Origin of the sequence: Blautia sp. MCC270, from assembly GCF_018785605.1 — a bacterium.
Lineage (GTDB): Bacteria > Bacillota > Clostridia > Lachnospirales > Lachnospiraceae > Blautia_A > Blautia_A fusiformis.
Genome location: NZ_WQQD01000009.1, coordinates 1 through 18,558 on the forward strand (window position 1 = coordinate 1; position 18,558 = coordinate 18,558).

The following is an 18,558-nucleotide window of genomic DNA, read 5'->3' on the forward strand; positions in this document are numbered from 1 at the left end:
CTTGCAGCCGCTCAGACAGCGGACTTTTGAAAAACAACGCAGATTTCCGCCAGCCAAGAATCAGCTCCCCTCCTGCAGAGGCAGACCAGACAGCATCCCCGGCTCGGGCTGTGAGGTTCAAGGCGGTAGGGCTAGGGTGGCTGGGCGGGAGTTGGATGAGCCGTCAGCGCTGCGCTGGACGGCGTGGAGGAAAGGCTGAGTTTCCTTGTGGTTTGATGGGAAGGGGGTGGGACGAGGCGCTTCGCTGTCGACTGGGAGTGTGTCGAGGCGCTTCGTTGTCGGCTGGGAGTGTGTCGAGGTGCTTCGCTGTCGGCTGGGAGTGTGTCGAGGTGCTTCGTTGTCGGCTGGGAGTGTGTCGAATTGTGGTGGAATTTTTGGATGGGTTTTGCGTGATTTTTTCTCTGGTGTATGGTATGGTTGGTATATCTTATAAGATCTTTTGTCTGTATGGACATTCTTGGAGCTTCGGGTTCTGAAGCGTTTTCCATTTTTTTGTTACTGTGAAGGTTCTGAAAATCCGTTTTATGGGGTTTTTATGTTTTCTTTGTATGGTATAATTTATATATCAGTAGGAGTGTTAATGAATAACAATACTATATTTGACGATGTTTTCCGGACAATGGTGGAGAAGATGACTTACCTGCTCGTTCCGCTTATCAACGAGGTGTTTCATACCTCATATCCGAAGGATGTGAAGATCGTGCATCTTCGGAATGAGCATCAGCTGGAGGACGGGGAACTGATCACGGATGCCCAGCTTTTGATCGGGGATAAGGTGTATCATATTGAGTGTCAGAGTACGGATGATATTACGATGGCGATCCGAATGTTTGAGTATGATTTTGCGATTGCTTTGGAGAGTAGGCGGAGAGTAGGACGGAAGTTTTATGTGGAGTTTCCGAGATCATGTGTAATTTATTTAAGATCTACGAAGAATACGCCGGATGTTGAGGAAGTGGAGCTGCTGCTTCCGGATGGGCAGGTGTGTGTATATCGTGTTCCGACGGTGAAGGTGGAGCGTTATACAAAGGATAGCATTTTTGAGAAGAATTTACTGATGTTACTTCCGTTTTATGTAATGAGATACGAGGAGTCGGCGCATATAATAGGTGAGGATTCTGAGAAACTACGAAGATTATTGAATAACTGTGCGTCGCATTCTCGTTACTTCAGTAGTGATGAGTTAGACGCACTATTTTTGAAAATGAACAGAACAAATGTTTGTAAACTCTTCTTGCGTATGGTATAATAAAAACATGGAGAAAAATATATTTAATATCAATAATAATGGACTTTCATATGGTAGAGGATATGTGTATTCCCTGCAGTACCATCTGGTATGGTGTACAAAATATCGGAAAAAAGTTTTAAAAGATGGTATTGATGCAGAATGCAAAGAAATGCTCTGTGACCTTGCAGAAGAATATAAATTTCAGATCCTGGCAATGGAGGTTATGCCGGATCATATCCATCTTCTTGTAGACTGCAGACCACAGTTTTATATCTCGGATATGATCAAGATCATGAAGGGGAACATTGCCAGGCAGATGTTTCTTGCGCATTCGGAACTGAAGAAGGAACTTTGGGGAGGGCATCTGTGGAATCCATCTTATTGTGCAGTAACTGTGAGTGACAGGAGCAGGGAACAGGTATGTTCTTATATCGAAGGGCAAAAAGAAAAACAGTAATCTGAAAGAACTCGTTTTTTATATTTGTAAGAAAGAGGAGAAAAGATGAGGACAGTATCCAGTTATGGCGTAGAACTGCGAAAACAGAATATCCCGATCCGCCAGACACTGGATATTTATCGTTCTGCGGTCAGCTGCCTGATTGAGATCTATGCCCAGGCATGGGATGAACTGGCAGTGATCACGGAACCTAAAAAACGTTTCAATACTGCAGAACATCTGGTGCATACCACAAAAAAGAATCAGGCAAGGTTTGATTTTGACCTGCGATTTCCAAAGATGCCTTCTTATCTCAGAAGGGCAGCTATCCAGCATGCCTTGGGAAGCGTATCCTCATATAAGACGAGGCTGGAACTGTGGAAAAAAATGGATAAGAAAGGCGGCACGCCGAAGCTGGTGTGTGGTAATCATGCTATGCCGGTATTTTACCGTGATGTGATGTACCGTGAAGATACGGAGGAAAAAGATGGAGCGTACTTGAAACTTTATGACGGCCATGACTGGAAATGGTTCCGGGTCAGTCTCAGCCATACAGATATGGAATATCTGAGGAAATACTGGGCGGGAAAAAGAACAGCAGCTCCCGTGCTGGAAAAAAGGCATCGTAAATATTTCCTGCGTTTTTCTTATACAGAAGAGGTGCAGCTTACAAAGGCACCTGTAAAAGAACAGATCATCTGCAGTGTGGATTTAGGGATCAATACGGATGCAGTCTGCACTATTATGCGGTCAGATGGAACTGTCCTGGGAAGAAAATTTATTGATTTTCCCAGTGAAAAAGACCGGATGTACCGTGTGCTGGGACGGATACGCAGGTTCCAGCGGGAACATGGTCCTGTACAGGTGAAAAGCAGATGGGCTTATGCGAAGCGTCTTAACACAGAACTTGGAAGAAAGATCGCAGGAGCAGTTGCAGGATATGCGGAAGAAAACCACGCGGATGTGATCGTGTTTGAGTATCTGGAAACAAAAGGAAAGATATCCGGAAGAAAGAAACAGAAGCTGCATTTGTGGAGAAAAAGGGATATCCAGATAAGATGTGAACATCAGGCGCATCGCAGAGGGATGCGGATATCCAGGATCTGTGCATGGAATACCAGCAGGCTTGCCTGTGATGGGTCGGGAACAGTTGTCCGTGATCCAGGCAATCACAGTTTATGTACATTCCAGAATGGAAAAAGATATAACTGTGATCTTTCGGCGTCCTATAATATTGGAGCAAGATATTTTATCCGGGAACTCTTAAAACCCCTTCCGGCAACGGAAAGGTCTTTGCTGGAGGCAAAAGTCCCTTCAGTAAAGCGTAGGATCTCATGTGTATATGCGGACTTAAGAGAACTATTTTCAGAAATGGAACTCTTAAGAGCAGCATAAACACAGGCAGATATACAGCGGATTACCTGCAGTGTGGGAACCTGCCATATCTGGCATGGAAAAAGCGCATGACTGTGCATATCCTAAGCTACAGGCGTATCCGCCGATATTTAGCCTTGTCGCTTAAAGCGACTGAGGAGCATGTGACTTTAGTCGTGTGAGATCCACTAGATTAATTGTAAGGATATCAGATTACATTTTCCGAAAAGAAGAAAAAATCAAAGGAGTAGATGAAATTATGGGTGGAAAGGTTTTACAGCTGGAATCGGAACGTTTGCTTGAGCTGGGAGAAGCACGTGGGAAAATTATTGGAAAAGCGGAAGGAAAAGCGGAAGGAAAGGCAGAAGGTGAGGCCATTGGAGAAGCACGAGTGAGAATGCTGATCAATCGTCTGATCGCAGATGGCCGGATGGATGAGATCGGGAGAATAATAGACAGTGCGGAGGCGTGCAGGGAGTTGTATAAAGAGTATGGTTTGTGAGAAATAAAGAGGATATTTTGTTACTGGTGACAAATGTCAGATTTTTACAGAAGAGAGGATATAAACATGGGTGTTTACAGGCGTAAGGCACAGTATCATGAGACGGATCAGATGGGGATCATCCATCATTCCAATTATGTGAAATGGATGGAAGAGGCCCGGATCGATTTCATGAAGGAGTTGGGCTTTGGTTATGGTGAGGTGGAGAAGCGGGGGATTGTTTCTCCGGTTGCAGGGGTTTCAGTTTCTTATAAGAAGCCGGTGCTTTTTGATGATGTAGTTGGGATTTCGGTTTCGGTGAAGAAGTACAGTGGTGTGGTTCTGGAGCTGGCTTATGAGTTTTTTAATGTGACCAGAAGAGAGGTTTGTACAGAGGCTTCCTCGAAGCATTGTTTTACCAGGAATGGGGAGCTGGTTTCTCTGAAAAAAGAGATTCCGGAACTGGATGTGCTGTTCAGAAGCTGTGTGAAGGGGGATTGAGTCTGATGGAAGTTGTGGAGATGCTTGATAATCTGAAGGAAAAGGCCCGCAGGGACCCGGCGCTTCGGGAGATGTTGCTTGCTACCCGCAGGGAGAAAGCGCCGCTGGCTGCTTTCTGTAAGAAGTGCCGGGAGCTTGGGGTTCCGGTTTATGAGATGGATCTGATCGCAGCTGGTGAGGAATTTTATGCAGCGATGAAGAGGAGTACCAATGGCGGCGGAGAGAATTCTCCGATGCTTGAGGGTGAGGATGATTTTTATGAACTGTTTTTTGCTGGGTTGGAGTGAAAAAATAGTTTCAAAATTCCGCATCAATATACTTCTCCAGCACCGGGAACTGTACACCACCAATCTTCAGTACCTGGCTGTGGAAAGCTTTCAGATCAAAGTCCTGGCCAAGGCGGTTCTGTTCGGAAGTGCATAAGTCCAGAAGACTTAAGTAGCCCCAGTAGTATTTCAGATAATTTCCCGGGGTTTCCAGGATATACTGGTAGATCTCGGAGACAACGGCGCTGTCTTCGATACCAAAGGCTTTTAGAAAGCTGGCGGCTTCGGCCTGAGTCCAGCCGTTGTAATGGATCTCAATGTCCAGAAGGGAGTACATGCATAAATTGATGCTTCGGTTCAGCCAGGAGATCCTAGCAAGCTCTGTGGCAGAAGGATCCTGAATATAATCGGCGGCGTACTGGTAGGCATAGGGTTCGATGTAGGTGGCCCATCCTTCTGCAAAGCCGGAGGTGCAGAGAAGATTTCGGATGTTGGAGGATTTTTGGCGTTGGAAGGTGACAGTCTGGTAAAGATGCCCCGGAAATCCTTCATGTGCCAGTGTGGTAAAAAGCTCCAGACCCTGGTAGTTGGCAGCCGGATTTATGTAGATCACATTGGGGGTTCCGGTATCCATAGGTGGGGTGAGATAAAAGGCGGGGCTTAGATATTCTTTCATGGAATCGTGGACTGTGCGGAGCTCAAAGGTGATATCTGTGAGAGGTGGGAAGTCTGTTTGGATCTTTTGCTGCAAGGCATTCAGCATCTGGGCAGGCTTTATTTCTCTGAAAGTGATTCCCCGGCTGAGAGTAGTCAGAAGCTCCGGGTTTTGTCGAAGTATGGTTCCTGCGATGCCGATCTCGTCGGAAAGCTGTCCGGAGAGTCGTTTTTCCATTTGCTTTACAGGAACGTAAGAGCCGGTCTGACTCTGAAGAAGATAGAGATAGTAGGCTTTTCCTCCCTTGAAATAAGTCAGGCCACGAGTGTTTTTTCCTGTGCCACGCAAAGCTTCCAGACCGGTCATAAGTTCCTGATAGGCTGGGATGACTTCTGTTTTCATAAGATTTTGGTGGGTCAGGACCAGAGCGTTCTGCTCTGAGGAAGGAAGTTTTCCATATTCGGATAGCTTTTTCTGGAAAATTTCCAGCATATAATTGTTATCGGGATTCTGGATAAAAGCACTGCATTGTGCAAGGACCCGGTCCAGGGTAGTATCGCTCATAAAGAAACCAGCTTCGGATTTCTTTTTTTCAAATTCCAGGATGCTCCGAAAGTATGGGCGGATGGTGGTGAGAAGAGTGAGATAGTCGGTGATATCACGATCTTCATAAAAGGCATATTCCGCCAGAAGAACCGGAAGCTGAGCCTGAATACCAAGACTTGGGCCAAGAGGCTCCTGAAGCAGATAATTGTCGCCCAGTGATTTTTCCGTGTGGTAATAGAGGAGCATGGAGTCCAGCGTCAGCTGATTTTCCGTGGAAAGGCGGCTGTAGCGGAAGGATTTCAGCTTTTTTTCGTACTGGCTGCAGATCTGGTATGTACTTTTCATATCTGTGGGGACAGTGCCAAGAGAAGCTTTTTTTCGCCGGATACCCTGTTTTTCCGGATGTGCCAGGGTATAATGGAGGGTAAGGGTGCTGCCGGAAACTTCATTTTGAAAAACTTTTCCGGAAAAGGCTTCGAATTTTCCGTTTTCTGTGATCCCGTGAGTGGAAAAATAACCGGCAGTAAGGCCGGTGAGAAGTGCCAGGATAAGAAGCAGAGTGATGAAAATAGAAAATTTATTTTTCCTGATTTTAAGAGACATAAGACAGTCTTTCATTACTGTTTACAGACATATACCATGTGGAGAGTGCTGATGGTCTCGAAGCAAACAGTAACGTCCTTTCAGAGTGGCGCTTTGTTCTATCATATTGGAAAATTACGGAATCTATGATATTATGTGAGCGGAAATATACAAAAATGGAGAAATAACATGAGTGATATTTATGATCTTGCAATTTTAGGCGGAGGTCCGGCAGGGATCACGGCAGCGATCTATGCGTCCAGGGCCAGGTTAAATACCATATGGATCGATAAAAACTTTGCACCGGGCGGCCAGGTCACAGCTACCTATGCGGTGGATAATTATCCGGGAATGCCGGGGATATCGGGCATGGATCTCGGAGAAGCCTTTGGGGCGCATGCCCGGAAGCTGGGATTGGAACCGCAGCGAGAGAAGATTCTTTTCCTGGAAAATATTTCCGGAGAGATCAAGACGATTCGTACAAAAAAGCATGAATATCAGGCGAAAGCCCTGATCCTTGCATTTGGGGCAGAGCACCGGAAGCTGGATATCCCGGGAGAGGATGATCTGAGCGGCCTTGGTGTTTCCTACTGCGCTACCTGTGACGGAGCTTTTTATAAGGATCGGACCGCAGTGGTAGTGGGGGGAGGAAACGTGGCAGCAGAGGATGCAGTTTTTCTTTCCGGCCTCTGTGAAAGGGTATATCTTGTTCATCGCCGTGATGCGCTTCGAGCAGATCAGGCACTTCAGGAGAAAGTCTTTGCCTGTGAGAATATAGAAATGGTGTGGGACAGTGTTCCCCTTGAGATCCTGGGACAGGATGAAGTGACCGGTCTTAAAATCCGTAATATAAAAACAAATGAAGAGAGGGAATTGACCGCAGAAGGTGTTTTCATTGCTGTGGGGATCGTTCCTAATACGACACTTGTAAAGGACCAGCTCAAGCTGGATGAAAATGGATATATCTGTGCCGGAGAAGAGGGTGTTACCAGCGCACCTGGGGTTTTTGCAGCGGGGGATATTCGTACCAAGGCACTTCGCCAGATAGTAACTGCTGTTTCAGACGGAGCCAATGCAGTGGCTTCCGTACAGAAATATCTCTGGAGGAAAGATAATGGCAACGATTAAGGAAATCGCGCAAAGAGCAGGCGTGAGTACAACAACTGTTTCCAACGTCATACATGGAAAAACAAAAAAAGTATCTCCTGCCAATATTCAGAAGATCGAGAATCTTATCCGGGAGATGGGGTATGTCCAGAAAATGGGACTGAGAGTTCTGAATAAAGAAAAATCCCAGCTGATCGCAGTTGTGATCAATTATCATAAAGACTTCAAGGATTCTATCATCGGAGATCCTTTTTATGGAAAGATCATCGGTTTTATCGAGAAATACGTGCAGGAACTGGGATATTATCTGATGCTGTATTCCGCAAAGGATACAGATAAGATATTCCAGATGGTCATGGGTTGGGATGTAGATGGTGTTATTGCCATTTCCTTCAGCAAAAGCAACTGCGAAAAAATCTATCAGCTGATCAACAAACCGATCGTTTCTATTGATGCATATGGTGAGCTTGATGCAGGCCAGGAAAACCATGTCCTGAATATCGGACTGGACGACGAAAGTGGCGGCTATCTTATGACAAAATATCTTCTGGAATGCGGCTATGAGCATATCCAGGTTTGTGCAGGCCGTGATAATGGTGTGGATCATCTTCGTTACATGGGCGCTCAGCGGGCGGCGAAGGATTTTGCAAAGAAAAAGCAGAAGGTGCAGTTTACTGCTCTTGGAATGAACTACGCCAAACGAAAAGAAAGCTATGCGTGGCTGCTCCAGCGGAAAAAACCAAAGGCCGCACTGTTTTTCCTGTCGGACCTCTATGCATTGGAGGCTATCAGCTTTTTCAGCAGTCGTGGAGTAAAGATTCCGAAGGAGATCGGAATTGCAGGATACGATAACATCAGCTATGCGGAATTTTCCGTGCCTCGTCTGACTACTATCAGCCAGAATGTGGAGCAGAAGGCATCTCTTGCAGTGGAAATTCTGATGGAACGGATCAATGGAGTGGAAAAAGAGCGTGAAAATGAGATCATGCTTCCGGTCACGCTGATCCCCAGGAGATCTGTACAGCCGCAGCATGAGGAAAAGTAAGTCTGCAGAGAATGTACCTGATCTGATCAAGGGGAGAGATACGAGAAGTCACTGCAGAACTGTGAAAAATAGAAAATCGGGACTTTCAATATAGTAAGAGTATAGAGAATCTAAGATATAAAGATATCAAAAGCCGAAATATACGGGAACTGTCAGTGTCTGACAGTCAGAGTATTTTCGGCTTTTTGTAAATTTACCTGAAATCGTAAAAGAGTTATCCTGTGTAGGTTCGTGCTGAAGATGTGGATAATAAGCATTTGCTGTTCTATGTGAAACCTGCACAAAACCATGATTTTGAACTTGTTACAATGATAGGTTATGTACATAACCTATTTACACAGTCTAACTTTGATGCTATAGTGTGAACATAAAGGTTAGGTACATAACCAAAGGGAAAGAGTACAGAAGGAGTGAATACCAGATGAAACAGATTCTGATCGCCACACATGGAAAAATGGCCTCCGGCATTCGTTATACAGCAGAGCTGATCGTTGGAAAAATGGATGAGATCACAACCATCGACGCATATGTGACACCGGAAGACAATGTGGAGAAAAAGTTTGAAGAATATTTCGCACAGCATGAAAACGACAGGATTTTCGTTTTCACAGATCTGATGGGAGGAAGCGTAAATCAGAAGCTTCTGAGATACAGCCAGAAAGAAAATGTTACGCTGATCACAGGAACCAACCTTCCGGTCCTGATGCAGGTCATGATGGCAGATGACGATGTGACAGAGGATGAGATCCAAGAGTTTATCGATGATGCCAGAGAAGAGCTTCAGGTAGTGGACTTTGGCGGTGGAAAGAAATCCACATCTGAAAAAAATGCTGAAGAAGATACTGCACAGGGTATCGAAAATACTGCGCAGATTTCAGAAGGTGTTGCATCGCATGCAAAAAAATCCGCACCGAAAAAAGCTCTGGCTCCCCAGTCCTATGACAATTCCACAGCAAAGATCACCGCACTTCGTGTAGATGACCGTCTGATCCACGGACAGGTTGCCATGACCTGGACCAAACAGCTGGCTGTACAGGGAATCGTGGTAGCTAACGACGAGGCAGCTAACGATAACACCCAGAAGATGGCATTGAAAATGGCCGTACCGGGCGGAATCAAATCGCTGATCAAACCGGTGGATGAAGCCATTCGTATCTTAAACAATCCGAAGGCATCCAGGATGCGTATTCTGGTTCTGACAAGAACGGTAAAGGATGCTCTGAAGATAAGACAAAGTGTTGGTGAGATCGGATTCCTCAATGTAGGAAATACGGGACGTTTTGATGGAATCGATGTTTCCGAGAAGCTTGTCCTGACCCCGACTATCATGCTGACAAAAGCAGAACAGCAGGCACTGAAAGAGCTGGTGGCTCTTGATCCGAAGACCTGTATGCAGCAGGTACCCAATGATGAGCAGAAGCTTGTGAAGGATATACTGGACAAGCTTGACTGACATCCACTGAATAAATAAAACGTAGCACAAAAAAGGGAGGAAAGAAAAAATGTTAAACGCATTTCTTGTAGCACTTGCCGTATTTATCTGTGTCGGCGGTGCAGAGCTGGTCGGATTTACTATGCTGAACCGTCCAATCGTCATCGGGCCACTGGTAGGTCTGTTCCTTGGAGATCTTCACACAGGAGTTATCATCGGAGCTTCATTGGAAGCTGTATTCATGGGAGTTGTAAATATCGGCGGAGCTTCTGCAGCAGAACCCGGAATTGCCACAGCTGTAGGAACTGCCTTTGCCATCATGCTTGGCAAAAGCTCTGAGGTTGCCCTGACACTTGCACTTCCAATCGGTATCCTTGGTCTTCAGATCAAGACCGTTCTCTATATTTTTATTGTAGGTATGTTTGCAAAAACCTTCGACCGTCTGGCGGCAGAAGGAAAAGAAAAACAGATCGTTGCTCTTCACTATGGGCTCTGGGCTGTAAACTGGTTTTTATATTCCTTGTTCGCATTTTTCGGGATCCTGTTCGGATCTGATGCAGTCAGTGCACTTCTGAATGCCATCCCGGATGTTGTTATGAATGGTCTGACAGTTTGCGGCGGACTTCTTCCGGCAGTAGGTATGGCAATGTTGATGAAGATGCTCTGGGATAACAAGATCTGTATGTTTTATTTCCTGGGCTTTGTACTTGCAGCATACTTAAAGCTTCCACTGATCGCTCTTGCCGTGATCGGTGTGATCATTGCCATTTCCATTGGTATGAATGATTACAAGCTGAACCAGCTTGCGTCGCAGAGAGTGACAGCTTCACCGGCCGGTGGTTCTGACGAATATCTTGATGAAGAAGAGGAGGAATTTTTCTCATGAGTAATTTAACGAAATCCATTCCTGCAGATGAAAGAAAAATGCTGAGAAAAGCATTCTGGCGTTCCTTCACTCTGTATGCGGCAGTAAGCCCGGCAAAACAGGGAGCTTCCGGTTTCTGCTATTCCCTGATGCCATTTATCAACAAATTTTACAAAAACGATGAGAAAGGCAAAAAAGCTGCCCTCACAAGAAGTATGTCCTACTTCAATACAACCATCACCTGTTCCACTTTCATCATGGGTCTTGTAGCTTCCATGGAGAAGAAAAACAGTGAGCAGAAGGATTTTGACGCGAGCTCTATCAATGCAGTTAAATCCTCTCTGATGGGACCTCTGGCCGGTATCGGTGATTCCATTTTCTGGGGCGTTCTCCGTGTGATCGCAGCCGGGATCGCAGTAGGTCTTGGTGCATCCGGAAATGTTCTGGCACCGATCGTGTTCCTGCTTCTTTTCAATATTCCGTCTATTCTTGTGAAATATTATGGAACATTCCTGGGCTACAAGCTTGGTTCCGAATATATTCAGAAGGTTTATGCAAGTGGTCTTATGAACATCCTGACAAAAGCTGCCAGCATTGTAGGTCTGATCATGGTCGGCGGCATGACTGCCAGCATGGTAACCTTTAATTCCACTTATGAGCTCACCATGAAGGGTGAATCTGTTCTGAACCTCCAGAACATGCTGGACCAGATTCTTATCGGTATCGTTCCTCTTGGACTGACTCTTCTGTGCTACTATCTGCTGAAAAAGAAAAATATCAGCATCACAGTTCTGATCATCGGTGTTATTATCCTGAGCATCCTTCTCTCTCTTCTTGGAATTGCATAAACCTTAAGGATAAAGATCAGAACTATGAAAAGGCGGACCCCAGGTGGTTCGCCTATAAAAAACCTATAAAAAAGTTATATTGAAATAACTGACCGCAAAAAGGGCAGTTGAAGAGTATCTGACGGGATATAAATAAGCGGCAAATACGGATTATAAATATCTGCTCAATGCAAAATAAAGGAGACATAAGAAATGAAAGATTGGTGGAAGAATTCCGTTGTATATCAGATTTATCCAAGAAGCTTTAAGGACTCCAACGGGGACGGCTTCGGCGATCTCAAGGGTATTATTGAAAAGCTCCCTTACCTTCAGAATCTTGGGATCGATGTGATCTGGCTCAGCCCTGTTTTTGACTCCCCACAGGACGACAACGGTTACGATATCAGTGATTACCGGAAGATCTACGCGGGCTTCGGAAGTAACGAGGACATGGATGAGCTGATCGGAAAAGCTCATGAGCATGGTATCAAGATCATTCTGGATCTTGTTGTCAACCATACTTCCGATGAGCATGCATGGTTTGTGGAAAGCCGGAAATCAAAAGACAGCAAATACAGTGATTATTATATCTGGAAGGATCCGAAAGCAGACGGTAGTGAGCCAAACAACTGGGGCTCTAGCTTCTGTGGAAGTGCCTGGGAATATGATGAAGAGCGCGGCCAGTATTACCTTCATTTTTACAGCAGAAAACAGCCGGATCTCAATTGGGAAAATGAAACCGTCCGTAAGGAAATCTATGATCTGATGAAATTCTGGATGGACAAAGGTGCTGACGGATGGCGCATGGATGTGATCGCATCTATCTCCAAGGATCAGTCCTTCCCGGATTACCCGAAAACGGATGGCCGCAAGTATTATACAGGAAAATATCACAGCAACGGACCAAGACTTCATGAGTTTATCCATGAGATGAACCGGGAGGTGCTTTCAAAATATGACTGTATGACGGTAGGTGAGGCGCCGGGCTCCACACCGGAGGTTGCAAGACTGTTTACAGATCCGGAGCGTGAGGAACTGAATATGATCTTCACATTTGAGCATATGAACATCGACCGTATTCCGGGCTCTGTAAACCGCAAGTGGGAATTGAAGCCTTTTGATCTCCGTGATCTGAAACGTGTTATGAGTGAGTGGCAGAACAAGCTTTATAACAAGGGCTGGAATGCTCTGTATTTTGAAAATCATGACCAGCCACGTGTGATCTCCAGATGGGGAAATGACACTACTTACCGCGAGGAATGTGCAAAGGCTTATGCTACCGTTCTCCATGGTATGCAGGGAACTCCTTATGTATATCAGGGAGAGGAGATCGGTATGACAAACGTGCAGTTCCCGCTGGAGGAGTACGAGGATATCGAGGTTCGTAATGCATATCAGGATCTTGTCGTTAAGAACAAAACCATTTCTGAGGATGATTTCCGCAAGGCAGTATGGAACAAGAGTCGTGACAATGCCAGGGTTCCTATGCAGTGGGATGACAGCGAAAATGCAGGATTTACGACCGGTAAGCCATGGTTCCGCCTTTCTGATCGTTACCAGGAGATCAATGTAAAAAAAGCTCTGGAAAAAAATGATTCCGTGTTTTATTATTATAAGGATCTGATCTGTCTTCGTCATGAGGAAGAGCTTCTCACAGAAGGTGACTATCAGCTCCTTCTTCCGGAAGACGAGAAGATCTTTGCATATTTAAGAACTTCCGACAAAGAGCAGTGGATCGTGGTGGCAAACCTTTCTGAGGATACGGTAAGTACAGAAGGTCTTGCGAAATATGTGTCCGATAAAGAGGATATTAAGATTGCAAACTATAAGGACAGAACAGGAATCAAAGCGGACTTAAGACCGTACGAGGCGTTTATGATGAGGATCCGGTAATTCCTGAGCTGTTGTATATGTAGTAGTAAAGTGGAAGAAAAGTCTCCGCTTTACAGAGAGCAGGTATGAGTATTTGTGCGTATCTGTACTGCCAAAGGATATCCGGGTGCAGTGCAGATACGCTTTTTGCCTGTGGGAAAAGACAAACAGGAGGAAATTATGAAAAAATATATCATTGCAGTGGATATGGACGGAACTCTTCTGAACAGCGAGAATAAGATTTCTGAAAGGAACAGAAATGTTCTGCAGCGTCTGATCGATGACGGACATTATGTGGTGCCGGCAACCGGAAGGACCAGAGAGCTGATCCCTCAGGAGTTTTCTGTGCTCCGGGGTGTGAAATGGGGAATCGTGGAAAACGGCTGTGTTGTCTGGGATTACGATAAAAATGAGATGATCTGGCGAAAAACCATGCCCAAAGGAATGGTAAGCAAAATCCTGAAGGATGTGGAAAACAGCGACGCAAAAGGCTGGATCGCAGAGGCTTATGCAAATGGAATCGCCTATTCTGATGCGGATGCCAGAGATTATGTGGCATCTGTAGCGGATAAAGCTCTGCTGGAAAAAACTTTTGTAGATTATTTCCTCAGCAGACATGTATATGTTAAGGATTTTTATCATCAGGAAGATATTCTGGATCAGGCAGAGAAGATCAATATTTATTTTGATGATATGGAGACCAGCAGGGCGCTTCGTGAGAAATGGAAGGATCTGGATGATGTGGCAGTGACTACTTCCATCAGCGGCAATGCGGAGTTTAATGCAGCAGGCGTGGACAAGGGTGTGGGTCTTGCCATGCTTCGCACAAAGCTTGGTATTGACCGGATGCATGTGATCGCTTTCGGAGATAATGAGAATGATCTGGAAATGCTGGAGGGTGCAGGTATCGGTGTTGCTATGGGCAATTCCAAACAGTATGTAAAGGATGCAGCGAATGAGGTGACCGGAGATAACGATCATGATGGTGTGGCGGAATTTCTGGAGAGGTTTTTCGGGCTGTAAGCTGTGGTTGATCGTGATCGTTGATATAAGGGACAGGGAAATGTATTTTTCTCTGTCTTTTTTATTTGCATTTTTGGTGATATAAGGTATGATAAACGAAGAGGATGCGGGGATTGCTGGTTTTGACCGGTAGTTACCGGTGAAAATTATTTGAGGAGATCAGGAGGATATTTTTTAATGAAAAATCTGATACCAAAGCGTGTGATGGAGTATATCATTATCACATTTGCTGTTGTTCTGATGGATGTGGGGATTTATGTATTTAAGTTTCCGAATAATTTTTCCTTTGGTGGTGTTTCGGGTATGGCGGTTGTGTTTTCGCATTTTATTCCGATGACGTCTGCGCAGATCAACCTGGTGATCAATCTGATTTTGCTGGTGATCGGGTTTATTGTTCTTGGCCGGGATTTTGGAGTGAAGACGGCTTATGTTACGGTTGTTTCTTCTTTGCTTCTGAATGTGTTTGAGAAGGTTTTTCCTATGGACAGGGCGCTGACGGGGAATATTATGCTGGAGCTTTGCTTTGCGATCATTTTGCCGGCGCTGGCTGCGGCGCTGCTGTTTTTTGAGAATGCTTCGGGTGGTGGCACGGATATTGTGGCGATGATCATTAAGAAGTATTCTACGATGAATATTTCAGGTGCATTGTTTGCGGTGGATTGTGTGATCGTTGTTGTTTCGTTTATGGTGTTTGATCTTACTACGGGGCTTTGTTCTGTACTGGGGCTTATGGCTAAGACGTTGCTGATCGATAAGTCTATTGAGAGGATGAAGCTGAATAAGTATTTTACGATTATTTCCAGTAAGCCGGATGAGATCTGTGAGTTTATTATGAATGGGCTGGATCGGAGTGCTACGGTTTATCATGGGGAGGGGGTTTATTCACATAAGGATAAGAAGATTATTCTGACGGTTGTTGATGTGAGACAGGCGGTGCTTCTGCAGAGGTTTATTGATGAGGTGGATCCGCAGGCGTTTTTGATGGTTACTAAGAGTAGTGAGGTTGTTGGAAAGGGGTTTATGAGTTATATTTGATGCGATCGTATGGGGGTGTATGCTGATCGTAGGTGATTGTGTATGATTGTAAGCTGATGGAAATTAGGAGAGCGTTCTTTGCGGGCTGGATGGGCTGCGGGGCGCTCTTTTTTGTGGTGGATGGTGGATGGCGGATGGCGGACGCCGGGGAGACGGGTGCCGGTTTGCTCCGGGCTTCGTCGGGGGCTGGCTTCTAGGCTGCCGGAATTCTGCTAAAACCGTTTTTAAAAAGTCCGAACTCGCGGCTTGCTGCCGCTCAGACAGCGGACTTTTTAAAAACAACGCAGATTTCCGCCAGCCAAGAATCAGCTCCCCTCCTGCAGAGTCGTAGCCAACCGGCACCCGTCTCCCCGGCTGTTCAGTTCCGGGCGGGAGGTAGTGGTGGGGGTGTGGGGCGACTGGCGGAAGTGGGGATTGATGAGGGCTGGAGGATTGAGTGGATTCCCGGGAATTGGATGAGCCATCAGCGCTGCGCTGGATGGCTGGGAGGAAAGGCTGAGTTTCCTGTGGTCTGAAGGTGAGGGATGCGCCATCGTCGCTGCGCTGGATGGCTGGGAGGAAGGGCTGAGTTTCTTGTGGAAGCCATCGTCGCTGTGCTGGATGGCTGATTGGTGTGTGAAGGTTTTGTGAAAGGGGTTTGACAGGTGGGGGTTTTTATGGTAGGATACACACTTGCGTAACAAATTTAATAAAAATGTAACAAAATGGCGAATGAGGAGCGTGGCGAAGTGGATTGTGAATGTCTGCCTGAATGGGTGGGTGCTGCTGCGTGGTTTTCTGAGAGGAGTTTTATTGTTTATGTTTTATAAGAAATTTGCTGCTGTTGTTCTGAGTGCTGTTCTTGTGGGTGTGGTTCCTTCTGTTGTTTTTGCGGATGTGGATGGTGTCAGTGCTGTGTCTGATGGAGATGTGGAGGAGCTTTCTATTGAGGATGATTTTTCGGATGGTGCGGATTCTATTTCTGCTTTTGCCAGTGCTCTGGCGGATAAAACGGTTTCTGAGGTTCAGGGGTATCAGGAGGCGAAGGCTGAGGCTGAGGTGATCGCACAGGAGAGGCTTGAGGCTGAAGCGGCTGCTGAGGCTGCGCGTAAGGCGGAAGAGGAGCGTAAGGCTGCTGAGGCTGCGCGTCTGGAGATGCGGCAGGGGATTGTGGATTTTGCGCTGCAGTTTGTGGGGAATCCTTATGTTTATGGTGGTACGAGTCTGACTAACGGGGCGGATTGTTCGGGGTTTGTGATGTCTGTGTTTGCGGAGTTTGGGTATGAGCTTCCTCGTGTTGCTGCAGCTCAGTGTTCGGCTTCTGAGAAGAAGAGTGTTGCGGATATTGAGGCTGGTGATCTGGTTTTTTATGGTGAGGGTGGTATTGATCATGTGGCTCTTTATATTGGTGATGGCAAGATCGTTCACGCCAGTACAGCGGCTACAGGGATCAAGGCTTCTGACTATGATTACCGGGCTCCGGCTGCGGTTGGTTCGTTTGTGGCTTAGGATATAGATATAAATGATTTACTGATATGAAATATAAACTGTCTGCGGAGATTTTTTGGTTGGGTTGGCTGAAAAATAGCTGCGGGCAGTTTTTTTGAAGAAAAATAGTGTATAATTTAACCGAATCAAGTAAGTCTCCTGCGGGGTTGCGAAAAGCAATAAGCAGTGGGTGGGGACTTAGATAAAATTCAGAAAGGTTGTGGGGTTATGAATACAAAGGAAATCAGTGGTAAGCGGCAGATGGAGTTTCTGGCCGGGTTTGATTTTGTCAGAGAAGCGGGTACTGCTGGGGAAGTGAAGGCGGCGAAGATGATCCGGGATACTTTGGACAGCTTCGGAGTGAAGAATTGGATGGAGGAGTTTTCTTTTTGGGGTTTTCGGATCAACAGGGCGGTGCTTAAGGTTGTGGAGCCTTATCAGAAGGAGTATGTGGTGACCGGGTATGGAAGATGTGGAAATACTGGGGCAGAAGGTCTGAAAGCGGATTTTTTGTATGTGGAGAATGGGGATGCTGTCAGTCTTTCCCGGGCGAAGGGCAAGATCGTTATGGTGAATGGCCGGGTGAGTGGTGATGTGTATCAGAGACTGGTGAGCGCCGGAGCTGTTGGTTTTATCAGTGTGGAGGGTTCTCCGCTGGATGAAGGAGTGGACAGGGTTCCCTGTCAGCGCAGCCTGCCGATGATCTTTCCGGGGGATGCAGCAGAAGTGATAGAAGGATTGTCGGAGTCTGCAGAGGATATTCACGAGATGCAGGAAAAATATAGTGGCAGGATTCCGGGGGCGAATCTTCATTATAAGGATGCAGTGGAGCTGGTGACGGAGGGTGCGTCTGAGGTGTACCTGGTTGTGGAACAGGATGTGACGGCGTGCAGATCCCGTAATGTAGTGGCGAGGATCGAAGGTACGGATAAGAAAGATGAGATCTTGACGATTACGGCGCATTATGATTCGGTGCCGGAGGGACCGGGGGCCTATGATAATATGGCTGGGGCAGCGATCATCATGGAGCTTTGCAGATATTTTCAGCAGTATAGACCGCGCAGGACTATGGAATTTGTGTGGTTTGGTGCTGAGGAGAAGGGTTTGCTGGGCAGCCGGGATTATATCATAGTTCATGAGAGTGAGCTTGGAGCGCATCGTTTTAATATGAATGTAGATCTGGCCGGGCAGCTGATCGGAGGAAATGTTCTGGGAGTGACGGGAGAGGTTTCTGTTTGTGATAAGCTTCTTGAGATCGCTGACGGAGCAGGGATCGGAGCGTCTGTGAAGAATCAGATCTGGGGAAGTGATTCCAATTCTTTTGCATGGAAGGGAATTCCGGCCATGACTCTGAACCGGGATGGTTTTGGCATGCATACCCGTTATGATACCATTGATCTGCTGTCTGCCTGGTCGCTGGAGAGAAGTGCGATCCTTCTGGGATGTATTGCGGATGCGCTTGGGAATGCAGAGGTTTTCCCGTTTGAGAGAAAGATGCCGGAGAAATTTATCGGAGAGCTGGCTGAATATATGTGCAGATAGTAAAAATCTGATTTTATCTGCTCATAACTGGATATTTGTTATGGAACTGTGGGGACTTGTCTGTTTCGGGAAGAGTACAGACAAGTCCTCATAAGTTATTCAATATTTTCAATGGTTATTGACCTTTATAATTCCGCAAGGGAACATGTGGCTTTGAGTCAGGGGGATATTTGCAGCTTTGTAAGGGATTCCCGGAACAGGGGGCAAGCGGAGGTTCGCAATTGAACCAGTGGAATTACTTGATTTGATCGAAATACGATAAAACAATAAA

At 46.1% G+C, this 18,558-nt stretch carries 17 protein-coding genes; 16 read left to right on the plus strand and 1 reads right to left on the minus strand.

The features are described from left to right. The first annotated feature begins 580 nt into the window (after positions 1-580). The 6 genes from GPK58_RS03740 to GPK58_RS03765 all read left to right on the plus strand — a co-directional run bounded on the left by GPK58_RS03740 (position 581) and on the right by GPK58_RS03765 (position 4,310). Positions 581-1,249 carry a hypothetical protein gene (locus GPK58_RS03740; RefSeq protein ID WP_161209284.1) on the plus strand — a complete coding sequence of 223 codons (669 nt, stop codon included), beginning with the start codon at positions 581-583 and terminating at the stop codon, positions 1,247-1,249. Positions 1,250-1,256: 7 nt separating this feature from the next. Next, complete coding sequence (gene tnpA / locus GPK58_RS03745) at positions 1,257-1,688, plus strand: IS200/IS605 family transposase (protein WP_215638225.1); 432 nt, start codon at positions 1,257-1,259, stop codon at positions 1,686-1,688. A 45-nt stretch (positions 1,689-1,733) separates the two neighbouring features. Then, complete coding sequence (locus GPK58_RS03750; protein ID WP_215638226.1) at positions 1,734-3,062, plus strand: transposase; 1,329 nt, start codon at positions 1,734-1,736, stop codon at positions 3,060-3,062. 238 nt (positions 3,063-3,300) lie between these two features. Then, positions 3,301-3,543 carry a hypothetical protein gene (locus GPK58_RS03755; RefSeq protein WP_173739408.1) on the plus strand — a complete coding sequence of 81 codons (243 nt, stop codon included), beginning with the start codon at positions 3,301-3,303 and terminating at the stop codon, positions 3,541-3,543. Positions 3,544-3,609: 66 nt separating this feature from the next. Next, positions 3,610-4,023, plus strand: coding sequence for an acyl-CoA thioesterase (locus tag GPK58_RS03760; protein ID WP_252195758.1), 414 nt, complete (start codon positions 3,610-3,612; stop codon positions 4,021-4,023). A 5-nt stretch (positions 4,024-4,028) separates the two neighbouring features. Further along, positions 4,029-4,310 carry a hypothetical protein gene (locus tag GPK58_RS03765; RefSeq protein ID WP_021651190.1) on the plus strand — a complete coding sequence of 94 codons (282 nt, stop codon included), beginning with the start codon at positions 4,029-4,031 and terminating at the stop codon, positions 4,308-4,310. A 10-nt stretch (positions 4,311-4,320) separates the two neighbouring features. Here GPK58_RS03765 and GPK58_RS03770 read toward each other — a convergent pair whose 3' ends face one another. Beyond that, positions 4,321-6,093, minus strand: a complete 1,773-nt coding sequence (locus GPK58_RS03770; protein ID WP_252195759.1) for a DUF885 domain-containing protein — start codon at positions 6,091-6,093, stop codon at positions 4,321-4,323. Between the two features lie 168 nt (positions 6,094-6,261). Between GPK58_RS03770 and trxB the strand changes: the two genes are divergently transcribed. From trxB to GPK58_RS03820, 10 genes are all read left to right on the plus strand, one after another. Beyond that, the gene (trxB, locus tag GPK58_RS03775) at positions 6,262-7,200 is read left to right on the plus strand and encodes a thioredoxin-disulfide reductase (protein WP_215638228.1); all 939 of its coding nucleotides are present in this window, start codon (positions 6,262-6,264) and stop codon (positions 7,198-7,200) included. Next, entirely contained in the window at positions 7,187-8,224 is a 1,038-nt protein-coding gene (locus GPK58_RS03780) for a LacI family DNA-binding transcriptional regulator (protein ID WP_252195760.1), read from the plus strand. Before trxB ends, GPK58_RS03780 begins: the two co-directional genes overlap by 14 nt. Positions 8,225-8,645: 421 nt before the next feature. Further along, on the plus strand, positions 8,646-9,677 hold the full coding sequence (locus GPK58_RS03785) for a PTS mannose/fructose/sorbose transporter subunit IIAB (protein ID WP_215638230.1): 1,032 nt from the start codon (positions 8,646-8,648) through the stop codon (positions 9,675-9,677). A 49-nt stretch (positions 9,678-9,726) separates the two neighbouring features. Continuing rightward, positions 9,727-10,542: a PTS mannose/fructose/sorbose/N-acetylgalactosamine transporter subunit IIC gene (locus GPK58_RS03790; protein ID WP_215638231.1), complete on the plus strand. Its 816-nt coding sequence runs from the start codon at positions 9,727-9,729 to the stop codon at positions 10,540-10,542. Further along, positions 10,539-11,369 (plus strand): PTS system mannose/fructose/sorbose family transporter subunit IID, encoded by an 831-nt coding sequence (locus GPK58_RS03795; protein WP_215638232.1) that lies wholly within the window; start codon positions 10,539-10,541, stop codon positions 11,367-11,369. The genes GPK58_RS03790 and GPK58_RS03795 overlap by 4 nt, the downstream gene beginning before the upstream one ends. A 192-nt stretch (positions 11,370-11,561) precedes the next feature. After that, positions 11,562-13,241, plus strand: a complete 1,680-nt coding sequence (locus tag GPK58_RS03800) for a glycoside hydrolase family 13 protein (RefSeq protein WP_059086276.1) — start codon at positions 11,562-11,564, stop codon at positions 13,239-13,241. 159 nt (positions 13,242-13,400) lie between these two features. Then, positions 13,401-14,243: a Cof-type HAD-IIB family hydrolase gene (locus tag GPK58_RS03805; RefSeq protein WP_215638233.1), complete on the plus strand. Its 843-nt coding sequence runs from the start codon at positions 13,401-13,403 to the stop codon at positions 14,241-14,243. A gap of 177 nt (positions 14,244-14,420) precedes the next feature. Further along, positions 14,421-15,278, plus strand: a complete 858-nt coding sequence (locus tag GPK58_RS03810; RefSeq protein WP_022426920.1) for a YitT family protein — start codon at positions 14,421-14,423, stop codon at positions 15,276-15,278. A gap of 798 nt (positions 15,279-16,076) precedes the next feature. Beyond that, the gene (locus tag GPK58_RS03815; protein ID WP_215638234.1) at positions 16,077-16,766 is read left to right on the plus strand and encodes a C40 family peptidase; all 690 of its coding nucleotides are present in this window, start codon (positions 16,077-16,079) and stop codon (positions 16,764-16,766) included. Positions 16,767-16,973: 207 nt separating this feature from the next. After that, positions 16,974-18,287: a M28 family metallopeptidase gene (locus tag GPK58_RS03820; RefSeq protein WP_215638235.1), complete on the plus strand. Its 1,314-nt coding sequence runs from the start codon at positions 16,974-16,976 to the stop codon at positions 18,285-18,287. Positions 18,288-18,558: the final 271 nt, after the last annotated feature.

Excerpts from the sequence above, each read along its gene's own strand:
- GPK58_RS03740 (WP_161209284.1), top strand. The coding sequence starts at position 581 with ATGAATAACAATACTATATTTGACGATGTTTTCCGGACAATGGTGGAG.
- tnpA (WP_215638225.1), top strand. The coding sequence starts at position 1,257 with ATGGAGAAAAATATATTTAATATCAATAATAATGGACTTTCATATGGT.
- GPK58_RS03750 (WP_215638226.1), top strand. The coding sequence starts at position 1,734 with ATGAGGACAGTATCCAGTTATGGCGTAGAACTGCGAAAACAGAATATC.
- GPK58_RS03755 (WP_173739408.1), top strand. The coding sequence starts at position 3,301 with ATGGGTGGAAAGGTTTTACAGCTGGAATCGGAACGTTTGCTTGAGCTG.
- GPK58_RS03760 (WP_252195758.1), top strand. The coding sequence starts at position 3,610 with ATGGGTGTTTACAGGCGTAAGGCACAGTATCATGAGACGGATCAGATG.
- GPK58_RS03765 (WP_021651190.1), top strand. The coding sequence starts at position 4,029 with ATGGAAGTTGTGGAGATGCTTGATAATCTGAAGGAAAAGGCCCGCAGG.
- GPK58_RS03770 (WP_252195759.1), bottom strand. The coding sequence starts at position 6,093 with ATGTCTCTTAAAATCAGGAAAAATAAATTTTCTATTTTCATCACTCTG.
- trxB (WP_215638228.1), top strand. The coding sequence starts at position 6,262 with ATGAGTGATATTTATGATCTTGCAATTTTAGGCGGAGGTCCGGCAGGG.
- GPK58_RS03780 (WP_252195760.1), top strand. The coding sequence starts at position 7,187 with ATGGCAACGATTAAGGAAATCGCGCAAAGAGCAGGCGTGAGTACAACA.
- GPK58_RS03785 (WP_215638230.1), top strand. The coding sequence starts at position 8,646 with ATGAAACAGATTCTGATCGCCACACATGGAAAAATGGCCTCCGGCATT.
- GPK58_RS03790 (WP_215638231.1), top strand. The coding sequence starts at position 9,727 with ATGTTAAACGCATTTCTTGTAGCACTTGCCGTATTTATCTGTGTCGGC.
- GPK58_RS03795 (WP_215638232.1), top strand. The coding sequence starts at position 10,539 with ATGAGTAATTTAACGAAATCCATTCCTGCAGATGAAAGAAAAATGCTG.
- GPK58_RS03800 (WP_059086276.1), top strand. The coding sequence starts at position 11,562 with ATGAAAGATTGGTGGAAGAATTCCGTTGTATATCAGATTTATCCAAGA.
- GPK58_RS03805 (WP_215638233.1), top strand. The coding sequence starts at position 13,401 with ATGAAAAAATATATCATTGCAGTGGATATGGACGGAACTCTTCTGAAC.
- GPK58_RS03810 (WP_022426920.1), top strand. The coding sequence starts at position 14,421 with ATGAAAAATCTGATACCAAAGCGTGTGATGGAGTATATCATTATCACA.
- GPK58_RS03815 (WP_215638234.1), top strand. The coding sequence starts at position 16,077 with ATGTTTTATAAGAAATTTGCTGCTGTTGTTCTGAGTGCTGTTCTTGTG.
- GPK58_RS03820 (WP_215638235.1), top strand. The coding sequence starts at position 16,974 with ATGAATACAAAGGAAATCAGTGGTAAGCGGCAGATGGAGTTTCTGGCC.